The sequence below is a fragment of the Streptomyces cyaneus genome, assembly GCF_004028635.1.
Lineage (GTDB): Bacteria > Actinomycetota > Actinomycetes > Streptomycetales > Streptomycetaceae > Streptomyces > Streptomyces cyaneus.
In genome coordinates, this window is record NZ_RQJW01000007.1 from 307,989 (window position 1) to 328,063 (window position 20,075).

Here is a 20,075-nt window from a genome sequence, read left to right on the forward strand (position 1 = left end):
CGAGCGGCACCGTTTACCCTTCCCTGACCACTGTGCTACGCCTTAGCCACGCCGTGCGACCGCTGTGTGAGGAGCCCTCTTTTGGCCTGTGACCTGTGGCTGGTACCGCTTGTCGACGTGTTGTGCCACACCCCCGACAACCCCTTCGCCGAGGAACTCGCGCAATACAACAAGGTGCTCGCCGAGGCCGGGCTGCCACCGGTGCCGGTGTACCAGTACATGCCGGGCCTGTCCGGCGACGTCGCCCCGGTGGCCGGGTTCGACTACGACGCGCTGCACTTCCTGCGCCGCGCGTATCTGCTCCAGGTCTGTCAGCTGCCGGTGACCCCGGTCGACGAACTGGGCGGCGACTACGAGCAGCTCTTGGAGATGTTCGAGACGACGGCCCAGCAGTCGCACCTGGTCTGGCACTACGACCACGCGGGCGCGTACGTCCCCGTCGACTTCCCGAACCCGCTCTCCAACGAAGAACTCCTCGCGGGCGGCGGCCCCTTGGGCTCCTCGCAGTCGCTGCTGCGGGAGCTGGAGTTCGTGGCCCCGGTCATCGGCATCGACCCGGCCAACCCTCCGACGGCCCCCCAGCCCCCGCTCGCGCCCACGGCCCTGGAGGAGCCGGCGGTTCCCGCCCCGTACGATCCGAGCCCCTTCGCCCGTGAACGGCATGTGTGGCTGGGGCTGCACGCGGCGGCGACGCGGAGCCTGGCGCAGGGTTCGATGATCGTGTTCAGCTGACCTGCTTGCATCGGCCGGCCTACTTCAGCTGGGACATCCCCTTCTGCAGGTCCTCGAGGTTCATCACGGGCGTGTAGTCCACCTTGGCGCCGAATGTCTGGAAGAGCTGCTCGGTGAGCGGCGGCATCTGGGAGGTGTCCTGCATGTCGAAGACCATGAACATCGTGCGGACCCCGTTGTCGGGGCCGAAGTAGGAGGCCTCCGGCTTGAAGGCCTCCATGATCTCCTTCATCAGCTGGGGCATCTTGCCGCTGCGGAGGACTTCGTTCGTCCTCTCGGTGTCGAGATGGGCCTGGAGCAGCACGCGCATGACACTCACCTTCTCTTCTGATCGCCCCCTACCACCGCACGCTAGGGGCGCTGCGCGCGCTTCGCCCGTTCACAGCTCCATCGGGTGGACCGCTGGCCGCCGAACGTGAGGGGCCCGTTGATGTCCCGTGCCTGGACGACGGGCCCCTGGAACGTCCCCCCGGAGATCTCGTTGTGCACGTCGCCCGCGCCGGTCCGCGCCTGATCCCACGCCTCGGCCCGGTGGCGCCAGGTTTCGAGGGCCCTGGCGAAGGCCGGGTCCTGCCGGGCCCGTTCCGCCAGCACCTCGGCGAGCTCCCTGGCCCGTTCCACAGATCTGTTGACCTTCTGCGCCGGCTCCGCGCAGCACCCGCTGCGTGTCGATCAGCCGCCGGGCCACGTCGCTGGCGGGCGCCCCGCGCACCGGCGTACAGGCACGCGGGTGCGCCGCCGCGATCTGAGCCGCCGAGCACGACGAGGCGGCGGTTGGGCAGGCGGGTGAAGTAGGCGGCTGCGGAGAGCCGGGCATCGAAGCCGGGTGTCCCCCCGTTCCCCACCAACACAGCGAAACGCCCCGGCGGTCGACCGACCGCCGGGGCGCATCACGTACGCCGTGTCCTACAGGAACGAGTTGATCTCGATCGTCTCGTCCCGGCCCGGTCCCACACCGATCGCGGAGATCGGCGCCCCGGACATCTCCTCCAGCGCCTTGACGTACGCCTGGGCGTTCTTCGGCAGGTCGGAGAAGGACTTGGCCTTGCTGATGTCCTCGCTCCAGCCCGGCAGCATCTCGTAGACCGGCTTCGCGTGGTGGAAGTCGCTCTGGGAGTACGGGAGCTCCTCGACGCGCTTGCCGTCGATCTCGTACGCCACACAGACCGGGATCTGCTCCCAGCCGGTCAGGACGTCCAGCTTGGTGAGGAAGAAGTCGGTCAGGCCGTTCACGCGGGTCGCGTAGCGGGCGATCACGGCGTCGAACCAGCCGCAGCGGCGGTCACGGCCGGTGGTGACACCCCGCTCGCCACCGATGCGGCGCAGCGCCTCGCCGTCCTCGTCGAAGAGCTCGGTCGGGAAGGGACCCGAGCCGACGCGGGTGGTGTACGCCTTCAGGATGCCGATGACCCGGCTGATCTTCGTCGGGCCGACTCCGGCGCCGGTGCAGGCACCGCCCGCGGTCGGGTTGGAGGAGGTGACGAAGGGGTACGTGCCGTGATCGATGTCGAGGAGCGTGCCCTGGCCGCCCTCGAAGAGGACCACCTTGTCCTGCTCCAGGGCCTGGTTGAGCACCAGGACCGTGTCGGCGACGTACGGCTGGAGCTTGTCGGCGTAGCCCAGCAGCTCCTCGACCACCTGGTCGACGGCGATCGCACGCCGGTTGTAGAGCTTGGTGAGGATCTGGTTCTTGGCGTCGAGGGCCGCCTCGACCTTCTGGGTCAGGATCGACTCGTCGTAGAGGTCCTGGACCCTGATGCCGACGCGGTTGATCTTGTCCGCGTAGGTCGGGCCGATGCCGCGGCCGGTCGTCCCGATCTTCCGCTTCCCGAGGAAGCGTTCCGTCACCTTGTCCACCGTCACGTTGTAGGGCGTGATGATGTGAGCGTTACCGCTGATCAGGAGCTTGGACGTGTCGACGCCGCGCTCGTTCAGCCCGTTCAGCTCGGAGAACAGGACCGACGGGTCGACGACGACGCCGTTGCCAATGACCGGGGTGCACCCCGGGGACAGGATTCCGGAAGGGAGCAGGTGGAGGGCGTACTTCTGATCACCCACGACTACCGTGTGGCCGGCGTTGTTGCCGCCCTGGTAGCGCACCACGTAGTCGACGGATCCGCCTAGCAGGTCCGTCGCCTTTCCCTTGCCTTCGTCACCCCACTGAGCACCGAGCAGCACAAGTGCGGGCACGCGCGTACACCCCTTCCGGGCGGGGCATGTCCAAGGTCAGGGGTGTACACGGAGGGTCTTGACCGTGTACACCACGACAGGTCGCGACCGTCGTTGGCCGTGAACCGTCGGACCGGATGGCCCCGGAATAGACGAAGCCCCTGGCGCAATAGCGCAAGGGGCTCTTGCACAAAGATGCTACCCGAGGAAGCGAGGCATGGCCGAGGTGGCGACTTTCGCGATGTCCGATCAGCTGCTGGTGGTGATCGATCCGGTCGCCCTGAGGACGGACGGGGAATCCGTCAGGATCGCGAAAGACGTGCTCAGCGCGGGTGCGGCGACGAAAGTGTGTCTGCCTCAGGGGCCGGAGGAATTCGCCCGCGCCCTGGCTCGGCGCGGGTCGCGACGGCCCGTGGTCGTCGGCGACGACCGGGCGCTGATGCGGGCCGTGTCACTGCTGCACCGGCAGCGGCAGCTGGCCGAATGCGTGCTGTCGGTGGTGCCGGTCGGGGCCGCGCTGTCGCTGGCCGGATCCCTCGGGGTGCCGACGGGGGCGGTGGCGGCGGCCCGGGCGGTGCTGGAGGGAGTGGAGCGGCGACTCGACCTCCTCGTGGACGACAGCGACGGCGTGGTGCTGGGCGCGCTGCGGATCCCGCCGATACGGGACGCCGAGCCGTCGGCGGGGGCGAACGGGGCGACCGCGGTGGGGCCGGGTGCGGGGCGCCCTTGGCTGCGGACGTGCCAGTCGCTCGTACGGACGCTGGTGCCGACGCGAGGCACGCTCCCCGGCGAATCCGGGCCGTCGCGACTGCGCGTCGAGGTCGACGGAACGACGCTGGTGGACCTCGATCAGCCGGTGGAAGCGGTGTCGGTGGCGCCGGGGGCCGCGGGTGTGGCCGAGGTGGAGGTACGGCCGGCTTCGGTCGGGGCGGAGGCCTCGCCGCTGCGCGCCGAGGGTCGGACGGTGACCGTGTCGGGGGCGCACTTCCGGTACCGGGCGGATGCGGCGGTGTCGGGGCCGGTGCGGACACGGACGTGGGAGGTTCGGGAGGGGGCTTGGGGGCTTACGGTGCCGGCAGTGGGGTGACCGGTCAGGCCTCGTCTTCTGGGTCGAACTCGGAGGTCAGCCCTGCCCGAAGGTCCGCTCCCGATGCACCCGCCAGCGCTCCATCATGGCCGCGACCTCGCCCTCGACGAACTCGAAGAAGGCCAGCGTCTCGGCCAGACGGCGCCCAGCCGGGGTGTCCCCGCCGAGGCTGTTGACGCCCTCGCGCAGAGCCGCCTCCCACCGCTTGAGGACGGCCTCGCGGTTGGTCAGCGCCTCGTACCACTGGTCGCCGTGCACCCGGTAGCGTTCGCGGCGCGAGCCGGGCTCCCGCTCGCGCGACACCATGTGCGTCTGGGCCAGATAGCGCACCGCGCCGGAGACCGCGGCGGGGCTGATCTGCAGCTGTTCGCTCAGTTCGGCGGAGGTCAGCACGCCCTTGTCGGAGGCGAGCAGCGCGGCGAAGACCCGGGCGGCCATGCGCTGCATTCCGGCCTCGACGAGCTGGGCCGCGAAGGACTCCACGAACTTCGACACGGACTCCGCGTCCCGGCCGTCCCCGACTGATTCCGTCATGCGCCCATCCTATCGGGCCTTTACACCTTTCCTTAACTTCACAAATTTCTGAAAGAAGCGTACGTTCTGAAGCATGACGAAGGCACACCTCGCCCTCGAGGTTTCCGGACTGCACAAGTCGTTCGGCAGGACACACGCGCTCGACGGCCTCGACCTGCACGTCGAGCCCGGCGAGGTCCACGGCTTCCTCGGCCCCAACGGCGCCGGCAAGTCCACCACCATCCGCGTCCTGCTCGGCCTGCTGCGCGCCGACGCGGGCGCCGCGCGGGTGCTCGGCCGCGACCCCTGGACGGACGCGGTGGAGGTGCACCGCCGCATCGCCTACGTGCCGGGGGACGTGACCCTGTGGCGGAACCTGTCCGGCGGTGAGGTCATCGACCTCTACGGTCGGCTCCGCGGCAGCCTGGACACCCGACGCCGTGCCGAACTGATCGAACGGTTCGAGCTGGACCCGACGAAAAAGGGCCGCACCTACTCCAAGGGCAACCGCCAGAAGGTCGCCCTCGTCGCCGCGTTCGCCTCGGACGTCGACCTGCTGATCCTCGACGAGCCGACCTCGGGCCTGGACCCGCTGATGGAGGAGGTCTTCCAGCGCTGTGTCGAGGAGCAGCGCGAGCGCGGCCGTACGATCCTGCTCTCCTCGCACATCCTCAGCGAGGTCGAGGAACTCTGCGACCGGGTCAGCATCATCCGCAAGGGCCGTACGGTCGAAAGCGGTTCGCTCGCCGACCTGCGCCACCTCACGCGCACGAGCGTCACGGCCGAACTCGCGGGCCCACCCAACGGGTTGTCCCGCCTCCCGGGCGTCCACGACCTCGCCGTTCAGCCGATGGAGAGGGGCCAGGGGCGCCGCGTCCGGCTCCAGGTCGACACCGACAAACTCGACGCCGTACTGCGGTCGTTGAGCGAGTCCGGTGTGCGGTCGCTGACGTCGACACCGCCGACGCTGGAGGAGCTGTTCCTGCGGCACTACCAGGACGACGTCGAAGCCCCCGAGGTGACCCGATGACCGCCACGGCCACGGACTTCGCCCTACGATCCGGCAGTACCCGCCAACTGGCCGGTACGGCAACCCTGTTGCGCTTCGCCCTGCGCCGCGACCGGGTGATGATCCCGGTCTGGGTGGCGGTGAACGCGCTGATGATCCTCACCATGCCGAACACGCTGGAGAACCTGTACGCCACCCCGGCCGAACGCGCCGACCTGGTGCGGAACACGGCGGCCAACGCCTCCTTCCGCGCGCTGATCGGCCCGGCCTTCGACGACTCGATCGGCGCCCTGACGGCCTGGCGCGTCGGCGTGTACGCGGGCGCGCTCGCGGCCGTGCTGAGCCTGCTCCTCGTCGTACGGCACACCCGGGACGAGGAGGAGAGCGGCCGCCACGAGCTGGTGGCGTCCGGCATGGTGGGCCGCAGGGCCTCCCTGACGGCGGCACTGCTGACGGCGGCGGTCGCGAACGCCGTACTGGCCCTGCTGGTGACGGTCGGACTCGCGCGGCACGGCGTCTTCGGCGCGGTGGCCCTCGGGCTCGGTCTCGCCGGGGTCGGCATGGTCTTCGCCACGCTGGCGGCGATCGTCGCCCAGTTCACGGAGAGCGCCCGGCTGGCGCGGGGGCTGACGGCGGGGCTGCTGGGCGCCGGGTTCGTGCTGCGCGCGGCGGGCGACTCGGCGTCGGACGACGGCTCGTCGGTGCTGACGTGGGTGTCGCCGCTCGGCTGGCTGGAGAACCTGCGGCCCTTCGCGGGCGAGCGGTGGTGGGTACTGCTGCTGTTCGTGGGGGCGGCCGTGGTGCAGGGCGTGGTGGCGTACGAACTCGCCGGGCGGCGGGACGTCGGCATGAGCTTCCTGCCCGCCCGGCCCGGGCCGGCGTTCGGCCGCCTCGGCACGGCGGGCGCGCTGGCCTGGCGGCTGCAGCGCGGCAGCGTGCTCGGCTGGAGCGTCGGCTTCTTCCTCGCCGGGGTCGTCTACGGCGGCCTGACCGACGGGGTGGCCGACCTGGTCGGCGACAACGACAACGCCCGCGAGATCTTCCAGCGCATGGGCGGCCAGTCCGGCATCACGGATGCGTTCCTGGCGTCGATGATCGGCATGCTCGGCCTGATCGCCGCGCTGTATGTCGTGGGTTCGGTCTTGCGGCTGCACGGCGAGGAGACCTCGATGCGGGCGGAACCGGTGCTGGCGAACGCCGTCGGCCGACTGCGCTGGGCCGCCGGGCACCTGGTCATCGCCTTCACCGGGTCCGCCCTGATCATGCTGCTCGCGGGGCTGGGCTTCGCGGTCGGCTACGGCGAGGAGATCGGCCCGATCCTGGGGGCCTGCCTGGTGCAGCTTCCGGCGGTGTGGGTCGTGGGCGGGCTGGCGGTTCTGCTCTACGGTGTCCTGCCGCGGGTGGCGACGGGGGCGTGGGGTGTGGCCGGGGCGGTGCTGTTGATCGGGTGGGTGGGGCCTGCGCTCGATGTTCCGCAGGCGGTGCTGGATCTGTCGCCGTTCGGGCATCTGCCGAAGTTGCCGGGTGGGGGGATGGAGTGGGGGCCGGTGCTGGTGCTGCTCGGGTTGGCGGTGGCATTGACCGGCGGGGGTCTGGCGGGGTTGCGGCGGCGGGACGTGACGACGTGAGCGGCGGGGTGGTTGCCGCCGGGTGAGTCCCGCCCCCGCCGCCCCTACCCTTCCCGTCCCTGGGGACCTGCGGCCCCCAGACCCCCGCTTCGGCCCTGAACGGACCTCGTCCTCAAACGCCGGACGGGCTGAAATACCTGGGCCGGCGTCGAGAGGTGAAGCCCCCAGTGGATGGGTAGGGGCTTGGGATGGTGACGGCCTCGTCCTCAGGCGCCGGGCGGGCTGGAATGCCTGGGCCGGCGTTGAGAAGCGGGGGCGCAGGAGGGCGGGTCCCAGGGTCTTTCGAGTCCAGCCTCTTGGCGGACCGAGTCGGGTGGGCGGGTGGGCAAAGGTCCGGGGGTCTGGGGGCGGAGCCCTCAGGGTCTTTTTCGAGCTCAGCCTCCTGGCCAACCGAGACGGGTGGGCGGGTGGGCAAAGGGCCCTACGTCAGCTCGACCTGCAGCCCTTCCAGACCCCGGATCACGAAGTTCGGCTTGCGCTGCGGCTCCGCCGTCGGGCCCAGGGTCGGGGCCTGCTCCAGCAGTGCGGCCATCGACGCCGCGAGCTCGATGCGGGCCAGCGGTGCGCCGATGCAGTAGTGGATGCCGGCGCTGAAGGAGATGTGTGGGTTGTCCTTGCGGGTGAGTTCCAGGCGGCCGGGGTCCTGGAACACCTCGGGGTCGTGGTTCGCGGAGCCGAAGAGCATTGCGATCTCCGCACCCCGGGGAATCGTCGTGCCGTCGATCTCGATCTCGTCCAGAACCCAGCGTTCGAACAGCTGGAGCGGCGTGTCGTAGCGCATCAGCTCCTCGATCGCCGAGGGGATCAGGGAGTGGTCGGCGCGCAGGGCCGCCAGCTGGTCGGGGTTGCGGAACAGGGCCCACCAACCGTTGACCGTGGCGTTCACCGTGGCCTCGTGGCCGGCGTTCAGCAGGAGGACCGCCGTCGAGATCATCTCCTGCTCGGTCAGGCGGTCGCCCTCGTCGTACGCCGCGATCAGGCCCGAGATCAGGTCGTCGCCCGGTTCCTTGCGGCGGGCCGCGATGAGCTCCAGGAGGTACTCCGAGAACTCGACCGACGCACGGACCGCCTTGGCCGCCGTCTCCTCGGACGGGTTCAGCTCGTACATCCCGCAGATGTCCGCCGACCAGGGCCGCAGCTGCGCCCGGTCCGACTCCGGGATGCCCAGCATCTCGGCGATCACCGCGACGGGCAACGGCTCCGCCACGTCCGTCAGCAGGTCGCCGCCGCCCCTGTCGACCAGCGCCGACACCAGGTCACCGGCCAGCTCACGCACATACGGCTTCAGCTGCTCCACCGTGCGCGGCGTGAACGCCTTCGACACCAGCCGACGGATCCGGGTGTGGTCCGGCGGCTCCAGGTCGAGCATCCCGTGGTCGTTGAGGACATGGAACGGCTCGTGCTCCGGCGGCGGCGCCGTCCGCCCGAAGTCCTCATGCGTGAACCGGTGCTGGTAGGTCCGGCCGAGGCGGCGGTCGCGGAGCAGCGCCGAGACGTCCGCGTGGTGTGCCACCAGCCACTGGTTCGTGCGCTCGAAGTAGTGCACCCGGCCCCGGGACCGCAGTTCGGCGTAGGCGGGGTACGGGTCGGCCAGGAACGCCGGATCCCACGGGTCGAAAGCGAGGGCGGAAGGAGCTGCCATGTCCGGACGTTAGCCCGGCCTCCCCCTCCCTGACCAGGGGTGTCGGCCCAGCGGGTGCCACACCGGGGGGTTTGGGCTCAGCCCGGCGTCACCAACCGCGCCTCGTACGCGAACACCGCCGCCTGCGTACGGTCCCGCAGTCCCAGCTTCACCAGGATCCGGCTGACGTGGGTCTTGATCGTCGACTCGGCGACCACCAGCCGCTCGGCGATCTCCGCGTTCGACAGGCCCTGGGCGATCAGCACCAGCACCTCCGTCTCCCGCTCGGTCAGATCCCCGTACGCCGCGTGGGCGGAGGACATCAGACGCGGGGAGTCGGACAGCTTCGAGAACTCCGTGATCAGCCGCCGGGTGACGGAGGGGGCGAGGAGGGCCTCACCGGCCGCCACCACCCTTACACCGTCGGCGAGTTGGCGTGCGGAGGCGTCCTTCAGCAGGAAGCCCGAGGCTCCCGCGCGCAGCGCCTGGTACACGTACTCGTCGAGGTCGAAGGTGGTGAGCACCAGCACCTTGGCGGCACCGTTCGCCGCGACGATCTCCCGGGTCGCCTCGATGCCGTTCAGCTCCGGCATGCGGATGTCCATCAGCACGACGTCGGGGGAGAGGTCGCGGACCCGGTCCACCGCCTCCCGTCCGTTGACCGCCTCGCCGACGACCTCGATGTCCGGCATCGCGTTCAGCAGGACCGAGAAGCCTTCGCGCACCATCATCTGGTCGTCCGCGATCAGCACGCGGATGGTCATGAGTCGTCCTCTGTCGTCGTGGTGACCGGCAGGAACACCGTCACTTCGTAGCCCCCTTCGTCCGTGGGGACCGCCGTCATCTCACCGTTCAGCATGGTGACGCGCTCCCGCATGCCGGTGATGCCGTGCCCGGCGCCGGGCGAGGGCTTGACCAGTGCCGGCGCGGGCGGGGGGCCGTTGATTATGCGCAGGCCAAGGCCGCCGAGGACGTAGCCGATCTCGACGCGGGCGCTCGCGCCGGGCGCGTGGCGCAGGCTGTTGCTCAGCGCCTCCTGCACGATGCGGTACGCCGACAGCTCGACGCCCTGCGGGAGTGCCCGCACCGCTCCCGTCACCGTTTTGGCGACGTCCAGGCCCGTGTCCCGCACATTGGCCAGCAGCGCGTCCAGGTCGGCGAGCGTGGGCTGCGGGGCGTCCGGCGCTTCGTAGTCCTCGGCGCGCACGACGCCCAGCACGCGGCGCAGTTCGGTCAGGGCCGCCACCGCGTTCTCCCGGATGGTGGCGAAGGCCCGCTCCAGCTCCGGCGGCGGGTTCTCCACCCGGTAGGGGGCGGCCTCGGCCTGGATGGCGACGACCGACATGTGGTGGGCGACCACGTCGTGCAGCTCGCGGGCGATGTTCGTGCGCTCTTCCAGCAGGGTGCGCCGGGAGCGCTCGTGCGCGGTCACCGTCTGCTGCGCGGTCACCTCCTGCCGGGCCTCCTTGCGGGTGTGCCAGACGGCGACGACGAGCAGGATCAGCGCGGAGAAGACCAGCATGGGAGCGGTGTCGTCGCCGTAGTAGTAACCGGGGCCGAACAGCACGGCCGCCACGAAGCCGTACGCCGCCGTGACGACCCACATGTACCCGGCCGTGCGCGGCCTGGTGCGTATGGCCACGACCGTCAGCACGGTCAGATGGCAGGCGAAGCTGGCGGGCAGCCAGGGGTAGCCGCTGTAGGTGCTGCCGAAGACCTGGCTGACCGGGGTGGCCGCCATGGACAGCCAGAACGCCCCGATCGGCCGGATCATGGTCAGCAGGATCGGGATCACGGAGAGCGGGCCGAGCAGCACGGCCGCGCGGTCGTTGTCGACGGTGGCCAGGAGCAGCGTGAACAGGGCAGCCGCGGCGAGCACGGCGTGCGGTGTCCAGGTCGCGTACTCCCGCAGGCGGCCCGGCAGCCGGCGGGTCAGCGGGCCGTCGACACTCATCCGCGGGAGCGGGCGGTAGGCGAAGGCGTCGTGGAACAGGTCCTGCCGCAGCCCGTGCAGGGCGCCCGCGGCCAGCCGGAGCTCCGGGCTGCGCTGCTTGGCCGCGTCCCCCGGCGGGGTCGGCATCTGAGTCGTCTCGGTCACATACAGAACGGTAGGCGCAGGGCCCGGTCGCGGTCGTCCCCATGGAGAGGGGTTCCCGCAGCTCCATCTCAGGTACTACGGGTATCCCCGCTGGTCGGGCCCTGGCAGCGTCCGGGGCGGCCCCCGCCGGGGCCCGCCTTCAATACCCTTCAATACCCGGCGGGCCGTACCAGTCCCGACTCGTAGGCGAATACCGCCGCCTGCGTCCGGTCCCGCAGCCCCAGCTTCACCAGGATCCGGCCCACATGGGTCTTCACGGTCTGCTCGGCCACGACGAGGCGTTCGGCGATCTCCGCGTTCGACAGGCCCTGGGCGATCAGGGCGAGGACCTCCGTCTCCCGTTCGGTCAGGTCGCCGACGCGTTGCTTGAGCGGTGCACGGGGCCGCTTGTCCAGGCGGGAGAACTCGGCGATCAGGCGGCGGGTGATGCCGGGCGCGAGCAGCGCGTCGCCGGCCGCCACCACCCGTACCGCCTCGGCCAGCTGGTCGACGGAGGCGTCCTTGAGGAGGAAGCCCGAGGCTCCCGCACGCAGCGCCTCGTACACGTACTCGTCGAGGTCGAAGGTGGTCAGCACCAGCACCTTGATCTGCGGTGACTCGGCGGTGATGCGGCGGGTGGCCTCGATGCCGCCGAGTTCGGGCATGCGGATGTCCATCAGGACGACGTCGGGGGTGAGTTCGGCGACCTTCGCGACCGCGTCCAGACCGTCGACCGCCTGGCCGATCACGTCGATGTCGGGCTTGGTGTTGAGCAGCACGGTGAATCCCTGCCGGACCATCTGCTGGTCGTCGGCGATGACTACGCGGATCGGGCTGCTCGTCATGGGGGTCGGTTCTCCTGTCAGGGGTGGGCGGTCGGCGGGGTGTCGCCCCGCGGGAGGAAGGCCGAGACGGCGAAACCGCCGTGCTGGGTAGGGGCCGCGGTGAGGTGGCCACCGAGCATCGCCGCGCGCTCGCGCATGCCGAGCAGGCCGTGTCCCGCGCCCGGGGAAGGCGGCGGGGGGCCCGGCTTGGGGGAGGGTTGCTGCGGGCGGGAGTTGACGACGCCCAGGTGCAGGCCGTGGAAGTCGTGGGCGATCTCGACCCGCACTGCCGAGCCCGGTGCGTGCCGCAGGGCGTTGCTGAGCGCCTCCTGGATGATCCGGTACGCGGACAGCTCCACGCCGGTGGGGTACGGCGTTGCCTCGCCCCTGATGTCGGTGACGACGTCCAGTCCGGCGGCACGGGTGTTCTCGATGAGGGCGTCGAGCCGGTCGAGCATGGGCTGGGGGGCGTCGGGGGCGGCTCCGGTGCCGGGTTGGCCGAGGCCGTAGGGGTCTTCGCGGTTCTCGGAGCGCAGGACGCCGAGCACGTGGCGCAGTTCGGTGAGCGCGTCCAGGGCGTTCTGCCGGATACCGGCGAGGTTCTCCTTCAGCTCCTCGGAGGGGTTCTCCACCAGATGCGGGGCCACTTGGGCCTGGATGGAGATCACCGACATGTGATGGGCGACCACGTCGTGCAGCTCGCGGGCGATGTTGGTGCGCTCCTCCAGCAGGGTGCGCCGGGCCCGCTCCTCGGCGGTGATCGTGGCCTGCCGGCCGAGTTCGGCACGGGCTTCCCTGCGACCACGCAGCGCCATGCCGAGCACCACGACGACCGCGAACAGGATGATCGCGAGGACTCCGGTGGGCTGGTAGTCGCGCGCCCCCCACAACCCCTCGATGACGTAGGTGACGAGCGCGGTCAGCGCCAGCGTCTCAAGGGAGACCCGAGCGCGTACCCGCAGGGCGAGCAGCAGCATCACGGCCATCTGACCGATGATCCCGGCAGCGGTCCAGGGCCAGACGAAGTCGTGCGCGCCACCGGCCAGCAGGTGGCGACGCACCTCGACGGCACCCGCCACCATGGCTGCCGTCGACAGCCACCACCCGGGCACGGGCCGCCACAGCGCGAGGACCACCGCGCCCCCCTGGGCGAGCCCGATCAGGAAGGCGACCTGGGCGCCCGCCCCGCCGTTGCCCTGCAGTTGAGCCACAGCGCCGAAGGTGACGCCGAACGCGACCAGGGACAGCACGCCGTGCGGCAGCCGGCGCGCCCACGCGGAGGGCGGCAGCGGGTCCGTCCTGAGGGTCCACAGGTCGTCGCGCAGCACGCGCAGCCAGCGCCGCACCCGGCTCGCGAACGAGTGCTGGATCCCCGTCTCCGTCACACGACCAACCCTAGGCATGGTGGTGTTCCTTCGCTTCACTGCCGCGAGCCGCCGGGTGGGACCGGACGACCCTGGACCGGCGGCCGGTCGGGCGGCGAGGGCCCTGTTCACAGCCGCGGAACGTCGTCCAGCACAGGGCCAGGGCCAGGGTGAACAGGGGGAGCCAGGCCAGGCGGGCCGCCACCCGGACGAGGTGGTCGGGGAGGGTGTGCAGGCCGGGCATCCGGCCCGCCGTCAGGCCCGTGGCCGTGGTCGCCACCAGGGCCGTCTGGTGCCAGAGAAAGATCGTGATCACGGAGAGGTTGAGCAGGGCCACCGCCGCCCAGGCCAGGGGGCGACGCATCGCACGGCGCAACGGCCCGCGCAGGAGCAGGGCCAGCCCGCACTGTGCCAGCCCGAAGGTGACGGCGGCCAGCGTGGGTGGGGCGAGGTGGGAGATTCCGGCGCCCAGAACGCCGACCAGGGACGCCGGGTAGCCCGCCCAGGCGACCAGTGCGGCCGTCGCCGCCGCACCGCCCGTCAACAGGATCCAGCCCGCGCGGCGGCGCTCCAGCTCGCCCCGGGTCCAGGCCGCGCCCAGGGTGTACGGCACCAGCCAGCCGGCCGCCACGTTCACCCAGCCGAGCCAGGACGGGCCGCCCAGGCCGAAACGGAGAAGGTCCACATGGAGGACGACCGCGAGGGGCCAGAGTGGGTTGAGCGTCAGGAGTAGGGGCGTTGCCGCCGTCAGCGCGGCGAGGACCAGGAGGAAACACAGGGGGGACAGGGCCAGTTCGAGCAGGGTGTGGACGGTGTCCATGTCCGTGCCCGAGATGAGCAGCAGGACCGAGGTCACCGTCCACAGGGTGAGGACCGCCGCCACCGGTTTGAACAGGCGGGACAAACGGGGCTGCAGCCACTGTCCGTACGTCGTGCCGCGTGCTCGGGCCGAGGCGTAGCTGCGAGTTGCCACGTGCCCGCCAACCAGGAAGAGCACGGCGAAAGTCTGGAAGACCCAGGAGATCGGGGCCAGCCAGGGCATGAAGTGGAGCGGGCTCGCGGTGCGCAAGCCGCCTTGGCCGTCCGCCACCAGGGCCGTCACCAGCCAGTTGCCGAGGACGACGCCGACGACGGCGAAGGCCCGCAGGGCGTCGACGGCCCGGTCCCGCTCGGCGGGGGTGACGTCGTCGACACGGGCGGCACCCCGGAGCACGCCCGTCCAGGCGCCGCGCAGGCGCCCTTCGGCACGGGGCTCGGACACGGACCTAGTCATGAGTTACCTCCGAGGTCTCGCCCAGGACGATGCGGGTCAGGTTCGCCAGGGAGGTCGAGCCCGGCCTGAAGTAGTCGCTGTGGCCGCCGTCGCCCGCAGCGAAGACCCGGGCGCCGAAGGACGGGGAGATCGGGTCGGTGCCGAAGCCGACGACCGTGCCGAGCAGGTCGAGCCTGATGTGCGGCACCTCCGCCACCCAGTCGTCACTGCCACGGGCCGCCCAGACGCGGGCCGGCGTGTGCAGGGCCGCCGCGGTGTCCGCGCCGGTGCCGGGGCTGCCGACCAGGGCGATGTCGTCCACGTCCAGATGGGAGGCGGCACGGCCGCAGACCACCGAGCCGTAGGAGTGGCACAGGAGGGAGATGCGCGGCTTGCTGCCCGCCGACCCGTTCGACCTGCCGTCGGTGTTCGACGTGCCGTCCGTGAGGGCGCGCAGCTGCCGTATGAACTCCCTCAGTTTCGGGGCCGCTTCCTCGGCGCGGTCCGCCGTCGTGACCGTGGTGCTGACCGTGGCCGGGGTTTCGTAGCCGAGCCAGGCCACCACCGCCGTGCGGGTGCCGTGCGGGGCCTGTCGGGTAAGGCGGTCGTGCACGGCCCGGGCGGCGTCGCGGAAACGGTCGTAGGTGTCGATGGATGTGTCGGAGCCCGGCACCAGGACCGCGATGCGGTCGGCATGGGCCAGGTCGCCGAAGACCTCCGACGCGAGGCCGGCACCGCGGCCGTCGAAAGAGAGGAAGTGGCGGGACGGGTCGGCCATCGCGCGGTCCGCGGCGGCCCGTTCGCGGTTGCCGTGGGTCGCGGCCATGCGGGACGCCTCGGCGGCGTTGGCACGGTTGGCCGCGTACGCCTCGTCCAGGGTCGCCGCCGTCACCCGTGCGAGGGCAGCCGGGGCCGGGGCGGCGATCTCAGGGCGTACGGCGCCGGACAGCGGGACGACCACGGCACCGGCGATCAGGGTGGCGAGCAGAGCTCGGCGCCATCGGTGAGTGCGCCGGGTCTTCTTCTCCGGCTCGCTCGCCCCGGCTGCCCCCGTGGTACGCCCCATGGTCGTCTTCCCTTCCCGTCCGCCCGGCCATCGGGCTTGTCTGGAGGGGAAGTTACGGATCCGGCTACGTCGTCCGCGTCCCGCCAGGGAGCTCACCTGCGACGTAGCTCTCAGGTATTACGGGTATCAAAGGGTCGGGACGAAACGTCTCACCACGCCAGCTGCGCGATCTCCTCCACCACCACCGCGCACGCGTCCGCCGCCGGATCGATCAGCGGAAAGTGGCCGACGTCCTCCAGCAGCGTAAGGCCGACCACCTCTCCCGCCTTCGCCGCCGCATCCGCGTACGACTCGGCGACCGCCTGCGGGACGACGACGTCCGCGCGGCCCTGGACGAGCGTCGTGGCGATGCCGGTCGGGAGCAGCAGCGCGGGGTCGGCGTAAGGCTGGCGCTCGGCGAACTCCACTCCCCCGCCCAGGAGTTGCCGCGCGGCGCCCCCACAGACGTCCAGCTTGTCGGCGACCGTGAAGTCGGCGATCGGGGCCAGGGCGACCACACCCCGCAGGGGCGCGGGACGAGCGGTGCGCCAGGGGGCGTCCGCGGGGAGGACATGGCGGGCCGCGGCCCACAGGGCCAGGTGACCGCCGGCCGAGTGGCCGGTGAGGACGGTGCGGCGCGGGTCGGCCTGCGGGAGGATCTCCCGTACGAGCGCGGGCAGCGCATCCAGCGCTGCGGCCACATCGTCGAACGTGTCCGGCCAGCGTCCGGCGACCGGGCTGCCGCCCGCACTCGAATCCGCCGCGCCGCCTGCGCCCTGCGCACCCTCCGCGCTCACCACACCCTCCGCCCCCCGCCGATACTCCACATTGGCCACGGCGAACCCCCGCCGAGCCATGAAGTCCGCGAACGGCGTGACATGCCGCCGGTCGTAAGGAGCCCGCCACGCCCCGCCGTGCAGTACGACGACCAGCGGGGCCAGGCCGCCCGGGCCGGCCTCGCCGCGCGGCGCGTAGAAGTCGATCACCTGGTCGGGGTGGTCGCCGTACGAGGCGATGGCGTCGGGGTCGACGGGCGGGTGCGAGAAGGCCGACTCCTCTTCGGCGGCGGCCCGGGCTGCTGCGACGTCGTCCGGCATGCTCCAACCTCTCAGCGGCGAAACGGATTTGGGCGAAAGCGGGGGTGCGCGTCGGGGTGCGCGTGGGGGGTGGCGGACCAGGGGAAGTCGGCCGTTGGCGGGGACGGTATCAGGCTGGTGACATGCGCCAACACACGGATGTCACGCTCGGTGAGGACTAAACGGTTCTGTCGTTTCGTTACGCTGGCCTCACGGATCGCACCGCACCTCGTACGTGCACCAAGGAGGCCGATATGTCCGCCGAACCCGGCACCGTACGTCCCGGAGGGCGTACCGCGCGTGTCCGTGCGGCCGTTCTGCGGGCGGCCGGAGATGTGCTCGCGGAGGAGGGTTTCGACGGCCTCGACCTCGCGGATGTCGCCCGGCGCGCGGAGGTGGGCAAGACGACGGTGTACCGGCGGTGGGGCTCGGTGACGGCGCTGGTGGCCGACCTGCTCGCCGACATGGCCGAACAGTCGCTGCCGCGCGAGGAGACCGGGTCGGTGCTGGGGGACCTCCGCGCCAACGCGGCGCTGGTGCAGCGGACGTTGGCGGACCCCCGCCAAGGCGCCCTGTTCCGTGCCGTCATCGCCGCGGCGACCTGCGACGAACGTACGGCGCAGGCACTGCGGCGGTTCTACGAGGCGAGGGTCGCGGAGTGGGCGCCGTGCGTCGAACGGGGCGTGACCGGCGGGGAGTTGCCCGCCGGGACGGATGCGGAGGCGGTCGTACGGGCGGTGTCGGCGCCCTTGTACTACCAGTTGCTGACGACCGGGGTGATCCCCGACGCCCCCGCCGCGGAGCGCGCCGCGCGGGCCGCGCATGCGGCTGCCGTGGCGGGGGTGTACGTCACCGGGAAGTGACCCGGGGACTGCGTCACCGGGAGGGGACCGGGGTCAGCGCAGCACCTCCGCCAGCACGCGTGCCGCCCGCTCCACGTCCGCGAACCCGACGTACAGCGGCGTGAAGCCGAAGCGCAGCACGTCCGGGTGGCGGAAGTCGCCGACCACGCCCCGCTCGATGAGCGCCTTCATCACGTCCCCGGCGTCCTCGCAGCGCAGCGCCACCTGGCTGCCGCGCTCCGCGTGGACCGCCGGAGTGACCGACTCCACGCGCCCCTCCCCCACATACGCCGCGACGCACTCCAGGAAGAAGTCCGTCAGCGCGAGGGACTTGGCGCGCACCGCCTCGATCGACACACCGTCCCAGACCTCCAGGGCCGCCTCCAGGGCGAGCATGGAGAGGATGTCGGGCGTGCCGACGCGGCCGCGCAGGGCGCCGGAGGCCGGCTCGAAGTCGCTGCGCATGCCGAAGGGCTCGGCGTGCGAGTTCCAGCCGGGGAGCGGGGAGTCGAAGCGGTCCTGAAGGTCACTGCGCACATACAGGTATGCCGGTGAACCCGGACCGCCGTTCAGGTACTTGTAGGTGCAGCCGACGGCCAGGTCCACGCCGTGCTCGTCGAGCCCGACCGGCAGCGCGCCCGCGCTGTGGCACAGGTCCCACACGGCGATCGCGCCCGCCGCGTGCACGGCGGCGGTCAGGGACGGCAGGTCGTACAGCCGTCCCGTGCGGTAGTCGACGTGGTTCAGCAGCACGGCGGCCGTACGGTCGCCAAGGGCCCCCGGCACCTCCCCCGGCGTCACCGGCCGCAGCGTACGGCCGGTCATCCGGGCCGCCGACTCGGCTATGTACCCGTCGGTGGGGAAGGTGGTCGCGTCGACGAGGATCTCGTCGCGGTCGTCCCCGACCATCCGAACTGCGGCCACAAGTGCCTTGAAAACATTGACACTTGTCGAGTCGCCGACCACGATCTGGCCGGGCGCCGCACCGACCAGCGGAGCGATCCGGTCGCCGATCCGCTCGGGCGCGGTCCACCAGCCGCTCTCGTCCCAGGAGCGGATCCGCAGCTCGCCCCACTGCCGCCGTACGACGTCCTCGACCCGCTCCGGCACGTTCGCGGGCAGGGCGCCCAGTGAGTTGCCGTCGAGGTAGACGCCCGCGGCGTCAGCCGCATGATCGGACACCGTATCGAGTACGAACCGCTTGCGGACACCGGCCAGTTCGTCGGCCGCGTCCAGCGCCCCCGCCTTGGCTGCGAGCTCAGACATGAGACCTCGCCGTCCACAGCTCCGGGAACACGTTCTTCTGCGCCCGCTTCTCCAGCCAGGCCACGCCGGCCGAACCGCCGGTACCGGTCTTGGCGCCCATCGCGCGCCGGGTGGCGACCAGGTGGTCGTTGCGCCAGCGCCACACCAGCTCCGCGACGTCGGTCAGGGCCTCGCCGAGGCGGGCGAGGTCGGAGTTCTGGTCACCGGAGTAGATGCCGGTCCAGACGGCCTCCACGGCCTCCGACGGCTCGTACCGCTGCGACACGTCGCGCGTCAGCACGCTCTCCGGGATCGCGCAGCCGCGCCGGGCGAGGAAGCGCAGCACCTCGTCGTACAGGCTCGGCTCGTGCAGCGCCTTCTCCAGTTCCGCGTGGACGCGCGGGGCGCCGCGGTGCGGGACCAGCATGGACGCGGACTTCTCGGCGAGCAGGAACTCCATGCGCCGGTACATCGCCGACTGGAAGCCGGAGCCCTCGCCGAGGGCGCTGCGGTACGCGTTGAACTGGGCCGGCGTGAGCTGGCCGAGCGGCTTCCAGGAGGCGTTCAGGGCCTCCAGCTCCCGTACGGAACGCTTGAGCGCGTCGATCGCCACCGGCACCCGGTCCCCGCGCAGGGCGTTCGCCGCGGTCTCCCACTCGTGGACGATGACCGTGAACCACAACTCCATCACCTGGGTCGTGACCAGGAAGACCATCTCTCCGGGGTCGTCGGAGAGGGTGTGCTGGAGGTGGGTGAGGACATCCGCCTGTACGTAGTCCTCGTACGGCGTCGTGCCTGCGAAGTCGAGATGCGGAGTCGACGGCTCTTCAGCCTCGTGAGCCTCGTGGGACATCACTGTCTCCTGTTGTAACTCCGGGTAGCGGTCCGCCCCTGCCGTTATCGACACGGGGGCCCCGGTCCCCGCCGGGCATCTTCTTCGATGGTCCGCCGAAAAGGCAAGGCCCGCCTGATCACACAGGCGGGCCCGAGGGGGGAGGTGGAGCTGTTTCCCCTACGCCGACTAACCCAGGGTCTGGGCCGCCGTCGGCGAGGAGTCCTTCAGGAACTGCGTGCAGCGCTCGTACTCCTCCTGCTCGCCGATCGAGCCGGCGGCGCGGGCGAGGGCATGCAGGGCGCGCAGGAAGCCGCGGTTCGGCTCGTGCTCCCAGGGAACGGGGCCGTGGCCCTTCCAGCCGTTGCGGCGCAGGGAGTCCAGGCCGCGGTGGTAGCCCGTACGGGCATAGGCGTACGACTCCACGACGCTGCCCCGCTCGAACGCGTCGTCGGCCAGCTGTGCCCAGGCCAGCGAGGACGTCGGGTACTTCGCGGCGACGTCCGCGGGCGCGGTACCGCCGGCCAGCAGCTCACGCGGCTCGGGGTCGTCGGGGAGGTGGGTCGGGGGCGGGCCCCCGAGGAGGTTCTCGTGAATCGTCATGGGTTCCAGTCTGAGGCATCGGAGGCCGCGACCACGGGCCCAGGTCCCACCGCCACCCGCCCGCGCGCCACCCCACCGGGATGCCTACGTCGGCAACCTCCGGCGGCCGTGTGCCGAACAGCCCCCGATCATCTGGGACGCCGCGCCGGTCCGTGC

20 protein-coding genes are annotated in these 20,075 nt (G+C 71.4%); 5 read left to right on the forward strand and 15 right to left on the reverse strand.

Annotated elements, in window-relative coordinates:
- The first annotated feature begins 81 nt into the window (after positions 1 to 81).
- The gene (locus tag EHO50_RS26795) at positions 82 to 732 is read left to right on the forward strand and encodes a phospholipase D-like domain-containing protein (protein ID WP_128433760.1); all 651 of its coding nucleotides are present in this window, start codon (positions 82 to 84) and stop codon (positions 730 to 732) included.
- Between the two features lie 19 nt (positions 733 to 751).
- Here the strand turns inward: EHO50_RS26795 and EHO50_RS26800 are convergent, their stop codons facing one another.
- The 3 genes from EHO50_RS26800 to EHO50_RS26810 all read right to left on the reverse strand — a co-directional run bounded on the left by EHO50_RS26800 (position 752) and on the right by EHO50_RS26810 (position 2,922).
- Entirely contained in the window at positions 752 to 1,042 is a 291-nt protein-coding gene (locus EHO50_RS26800) for a DUF3303 family protein (protein WP_128433761.1), read from the reverse strand.
- Between the two features lie 41 nt (positions 1,043 to 1,083).
- Positions 1,084 to 1,353, reverse strand: a complete 270-nt coding sequence (locus EHO50_RS26805; protein WP_246101466.1) for a hypothetical protein — start codon at positions 1,351 to 1,353, stop codon at positions 1,084 to 1,086.
- 285 nt (positions 1,354 to 1,638) lie between these two features.
- Positions 1,639 to 2,922 carry an adenylosuccinate synthase gene (locus tag EHO50_RS26810; protein ID WP_128433762.1) on the reverse strand — a complete coding sequence of 428 codons (1,284 nt, stop codon included), beginning with the start codon at positions 2,920 to 2,922 and terminating at the stop codon, positions 1,639 to 1,641.
- A gap of 196 nt (positions 2,923 to 3,118) precedes the next feature.
- Between EHO50_RS26810 and EHO50_RS26815 the strand changes: the two genes are divergently transcribed.
- Complete coding sequence (locus tag EHO50_RS26815; protein ID WP_128433763.1) at positions 3,119 to 3,988, forward strand: diacylglycerol kinase catalytic domain-containing protein; 870 nt, start codon at positions 3,119 to 3,121, stop codon at positions 3,986 to 3,988.
- 36 nt (positions 3,989 to 4,024) lie between these two features.
- Here the strand turns inward: EHO50_RS26815 and EHO50_RS26820 are convergent, their stop codons facing one another.
- Positions 4,025 to 4,522, reverse strand: coding sequence for a GbsR/MarR family transcriptional regulator (locus tag EHO50_RS26820; protein ID WP_128433764.1), 498 nt, complete (start codon positions 4,520 to 4,522; stop codon positions 4,025 to 4,027).
- Positions 4,523 to 4,595: 73 nt separating this feature from the next.
- On the opposite strand from EHO50_RS26820, the gene EHO50_RS26825 reads away from it, so the two are divergent.
- Together EHO50_RS26825 and EHO50_RS26830 are read left to right on the forward strand one after the other, a co-directional pair.
- Positions 4,596 to 5,531 carry an ABC transporter ATP-binding protein gene (locus EHO50_RS26825; protein ID WP_128433765.1) on the forward strand — a complete coding sequence of 312 codons (936 nt, stop codon included), beginning with the start codon at positions 4,596 to 4,598 and terminating at the stop codon, positions 5,529 to 5,531.
- Positions 5,528 to 7,138, forward strand: coding sequence for an ABC transporter permease (locus tag EHO50_RS26830; RefSeq protein ID WP_128433766.1), 1,611 nt, complete (start codon positions 5,528 to 5,530; stop codon positions 7,136 to 7,138). The genes EHO50_RS26825 and EHO50_RS26830 overlap by 4 nt, the downstream gene beginning before the upstream one ends.
- A gap of 421 nt (positions 7,139 to 7,559) precedes the next feature.
- Here EHO50_RS26830 and EHO50_RS26835 read toward each other — a convergent pair whose 3' ends face one another.
- The 8 genes from EHO50_RS26835 to EHO50_RS26870 form a co-directional block, all read right to left on the reverse strand.
- Positions 7,560 to 8,780 (reverse strand): cytochrome P450, encoded by a 1,221-nt coding sequence (locus EHO50_RS26835; RefSeq protein ID WP_128433767.1) that lies wholly within the window; start codon positions 8,778 to 8,780, stop codon positions 7,560 to 7,562.
- Positions 8,781 to 8,857: 77 nt separating this feature from the next.
- Positions 8,858 to 9,523 (reverse strand): response regulator, encoded by a 666-nt coding sequence (locus EHO50_RS26840; RefSeq protein ID WP_128433768.1) that lies wholly within the window; start codon positions 9,521 to 9,523, stop codon positions 8,858 to 8,860.
- On the reverse strand, positions 9,520 to 10,857 hold the full coding sequence (locus tag EHO50_RS26845) for a sensor histidine kinase (RefSeq protein ID WP_425472265.1): 1,338 nt from the start codon (positions 10,855 to 10,857) through the stop codon (positions 9,520 to 9,522). Before EHO50_RS26845 ends, EHO50_RS26840 begins: the two co-directional genes overlap by 4 nt.
- A gap of 149 nt (positions 10,858 to 11,006) precedes the next feature.
- Positions 11,007 to 11,681, reverse strand: coding sequence for a response regulator (locus EHO50_RS26850; RefSeq protein WP_128433769.1), 675 nt, complete (start codon positions 11,679 to 11,681; stop codon positions 11,007 to 11,009).
- A gap of 17 nt (positions 11,682 to 11,698) precedes the next feature.
- The gene (locus EHO50_RS26855; protein ID WP_128433770.1) at positions 11,699 to 13,063 is read right to left on the reverse strand and encodes a sensor histidine kinase; all 1,365 of its coding nucleotides are present in this window, start codon (positions 13,061 to 13,063) and stop codon (positions 11,699 to 11,701) included.
- The gene (locus EHO50_RS26860) at positions 13,056 to 14,297 is read right to left on the reverse strand and encodes an acyltransferase family protein (protein WP_128433771.1); all 1,242 of its coding nucleotides are present in this window, start codon (positions 14,295 to 14,297) and stop codon (positions 13,056 to 13,058) included. Before EHO50_RS26860 ends, EHO50_RS26855 begins: the two co-directional genes overlap by 8 nt.
- On the reverse strand, positions 14,290 to 15,342 hold the full coding sequence (locus EHO50_RS26865) for an alpha/beta hydrolase (RefSeq protein ID WP_128433772.1): 1,053 nt from the start codon (positions 15,340 to 15,342) through the stop codon (positions 14,290 to 14,292). The genes EHO50_RS26860 and EHO50_RS26865 overlap by 8 nt, the downstream gene beginning before the upstream one ends.
- Positions 15,343 to 15,491: 149 nt before the next feature.
- Positions 15,492 to 16,418: an alpha/beta hydrolase gene (locus EHO50_RS26870; protein ID WP_128433773.1), complete on the reverse strand. Its 927-nt coding sequence runs from the start codon at positions 16,416 to 16,418 to the stop codon at positions 15,492 to 15,494.
- 233 nt (positions 16,419 to 16,651) lie between these two features.
- Between EHO50_RS26870 and EHO50_RS26875 the strand changes: the two genes are divergently transcribed.
- On the forward strand, positions 16,652 to 17,260 hold the full coding sequence (locus EHO50_RS26875; protein ID WP_128433774.1) for a TetR/AcrR family transcriptional regulator: 609 nt from the start codon (positions 16,652 to 16,654) through the stop codon (positions 17,258 to 17,260).
- 33 nt (positions 17,261 to 17,293) lie between these two features.
- Here EHO50_RS26875 and kynU read toward each other — a convergent pair whose 3' ends face one another.
- From kynU to EHO50_RS26890, 3 genes are all read right to left on the reverse strand, one after another.
- Positions 17,294 to 18,505: a kynureninase gene (gene kynU / locus EHO50_RS26880; RefSeq protein ID WP_128433775.1), complete on the reverse strand. Its 1,212-nt coding sequence runs from the start codon at positions 18,503 to 18,505 to the stop codon at positions 17,294 to 17,296.
- Positions 18,498 to 19,337 carry a tryptophan 2,3-dioxygenase family protein gene (locus EHO50_RS26885; protein ID WP_128433776.1) on the reverse strand — a complete coding sequence of 280 codons (840 nt, stop codon included), beginning with the start codon at positions 19,335 to 19,337 and terminating at the stop codon, positions 18,498 to 18,500. Before EHO50_RS26885 ends, kynU begins: the two co-directional genes overlap by 8 nt.
- Before the next feature lie 168 nt (positions 19,338 to 19,505).
- Positions 19,506 to 19,919, reverse strand: a complete 414-nt coding sequence (locus EHO50_RS26890; protein ID WP_128433777.1) for a DUF3151 domain-containing protein — start codon at positions 19,917 to 19,919, stop codon at positions 19,506 to 19,508.
- Positions 19,920 to 20,075: the final 156 nt, after the last annotated feature.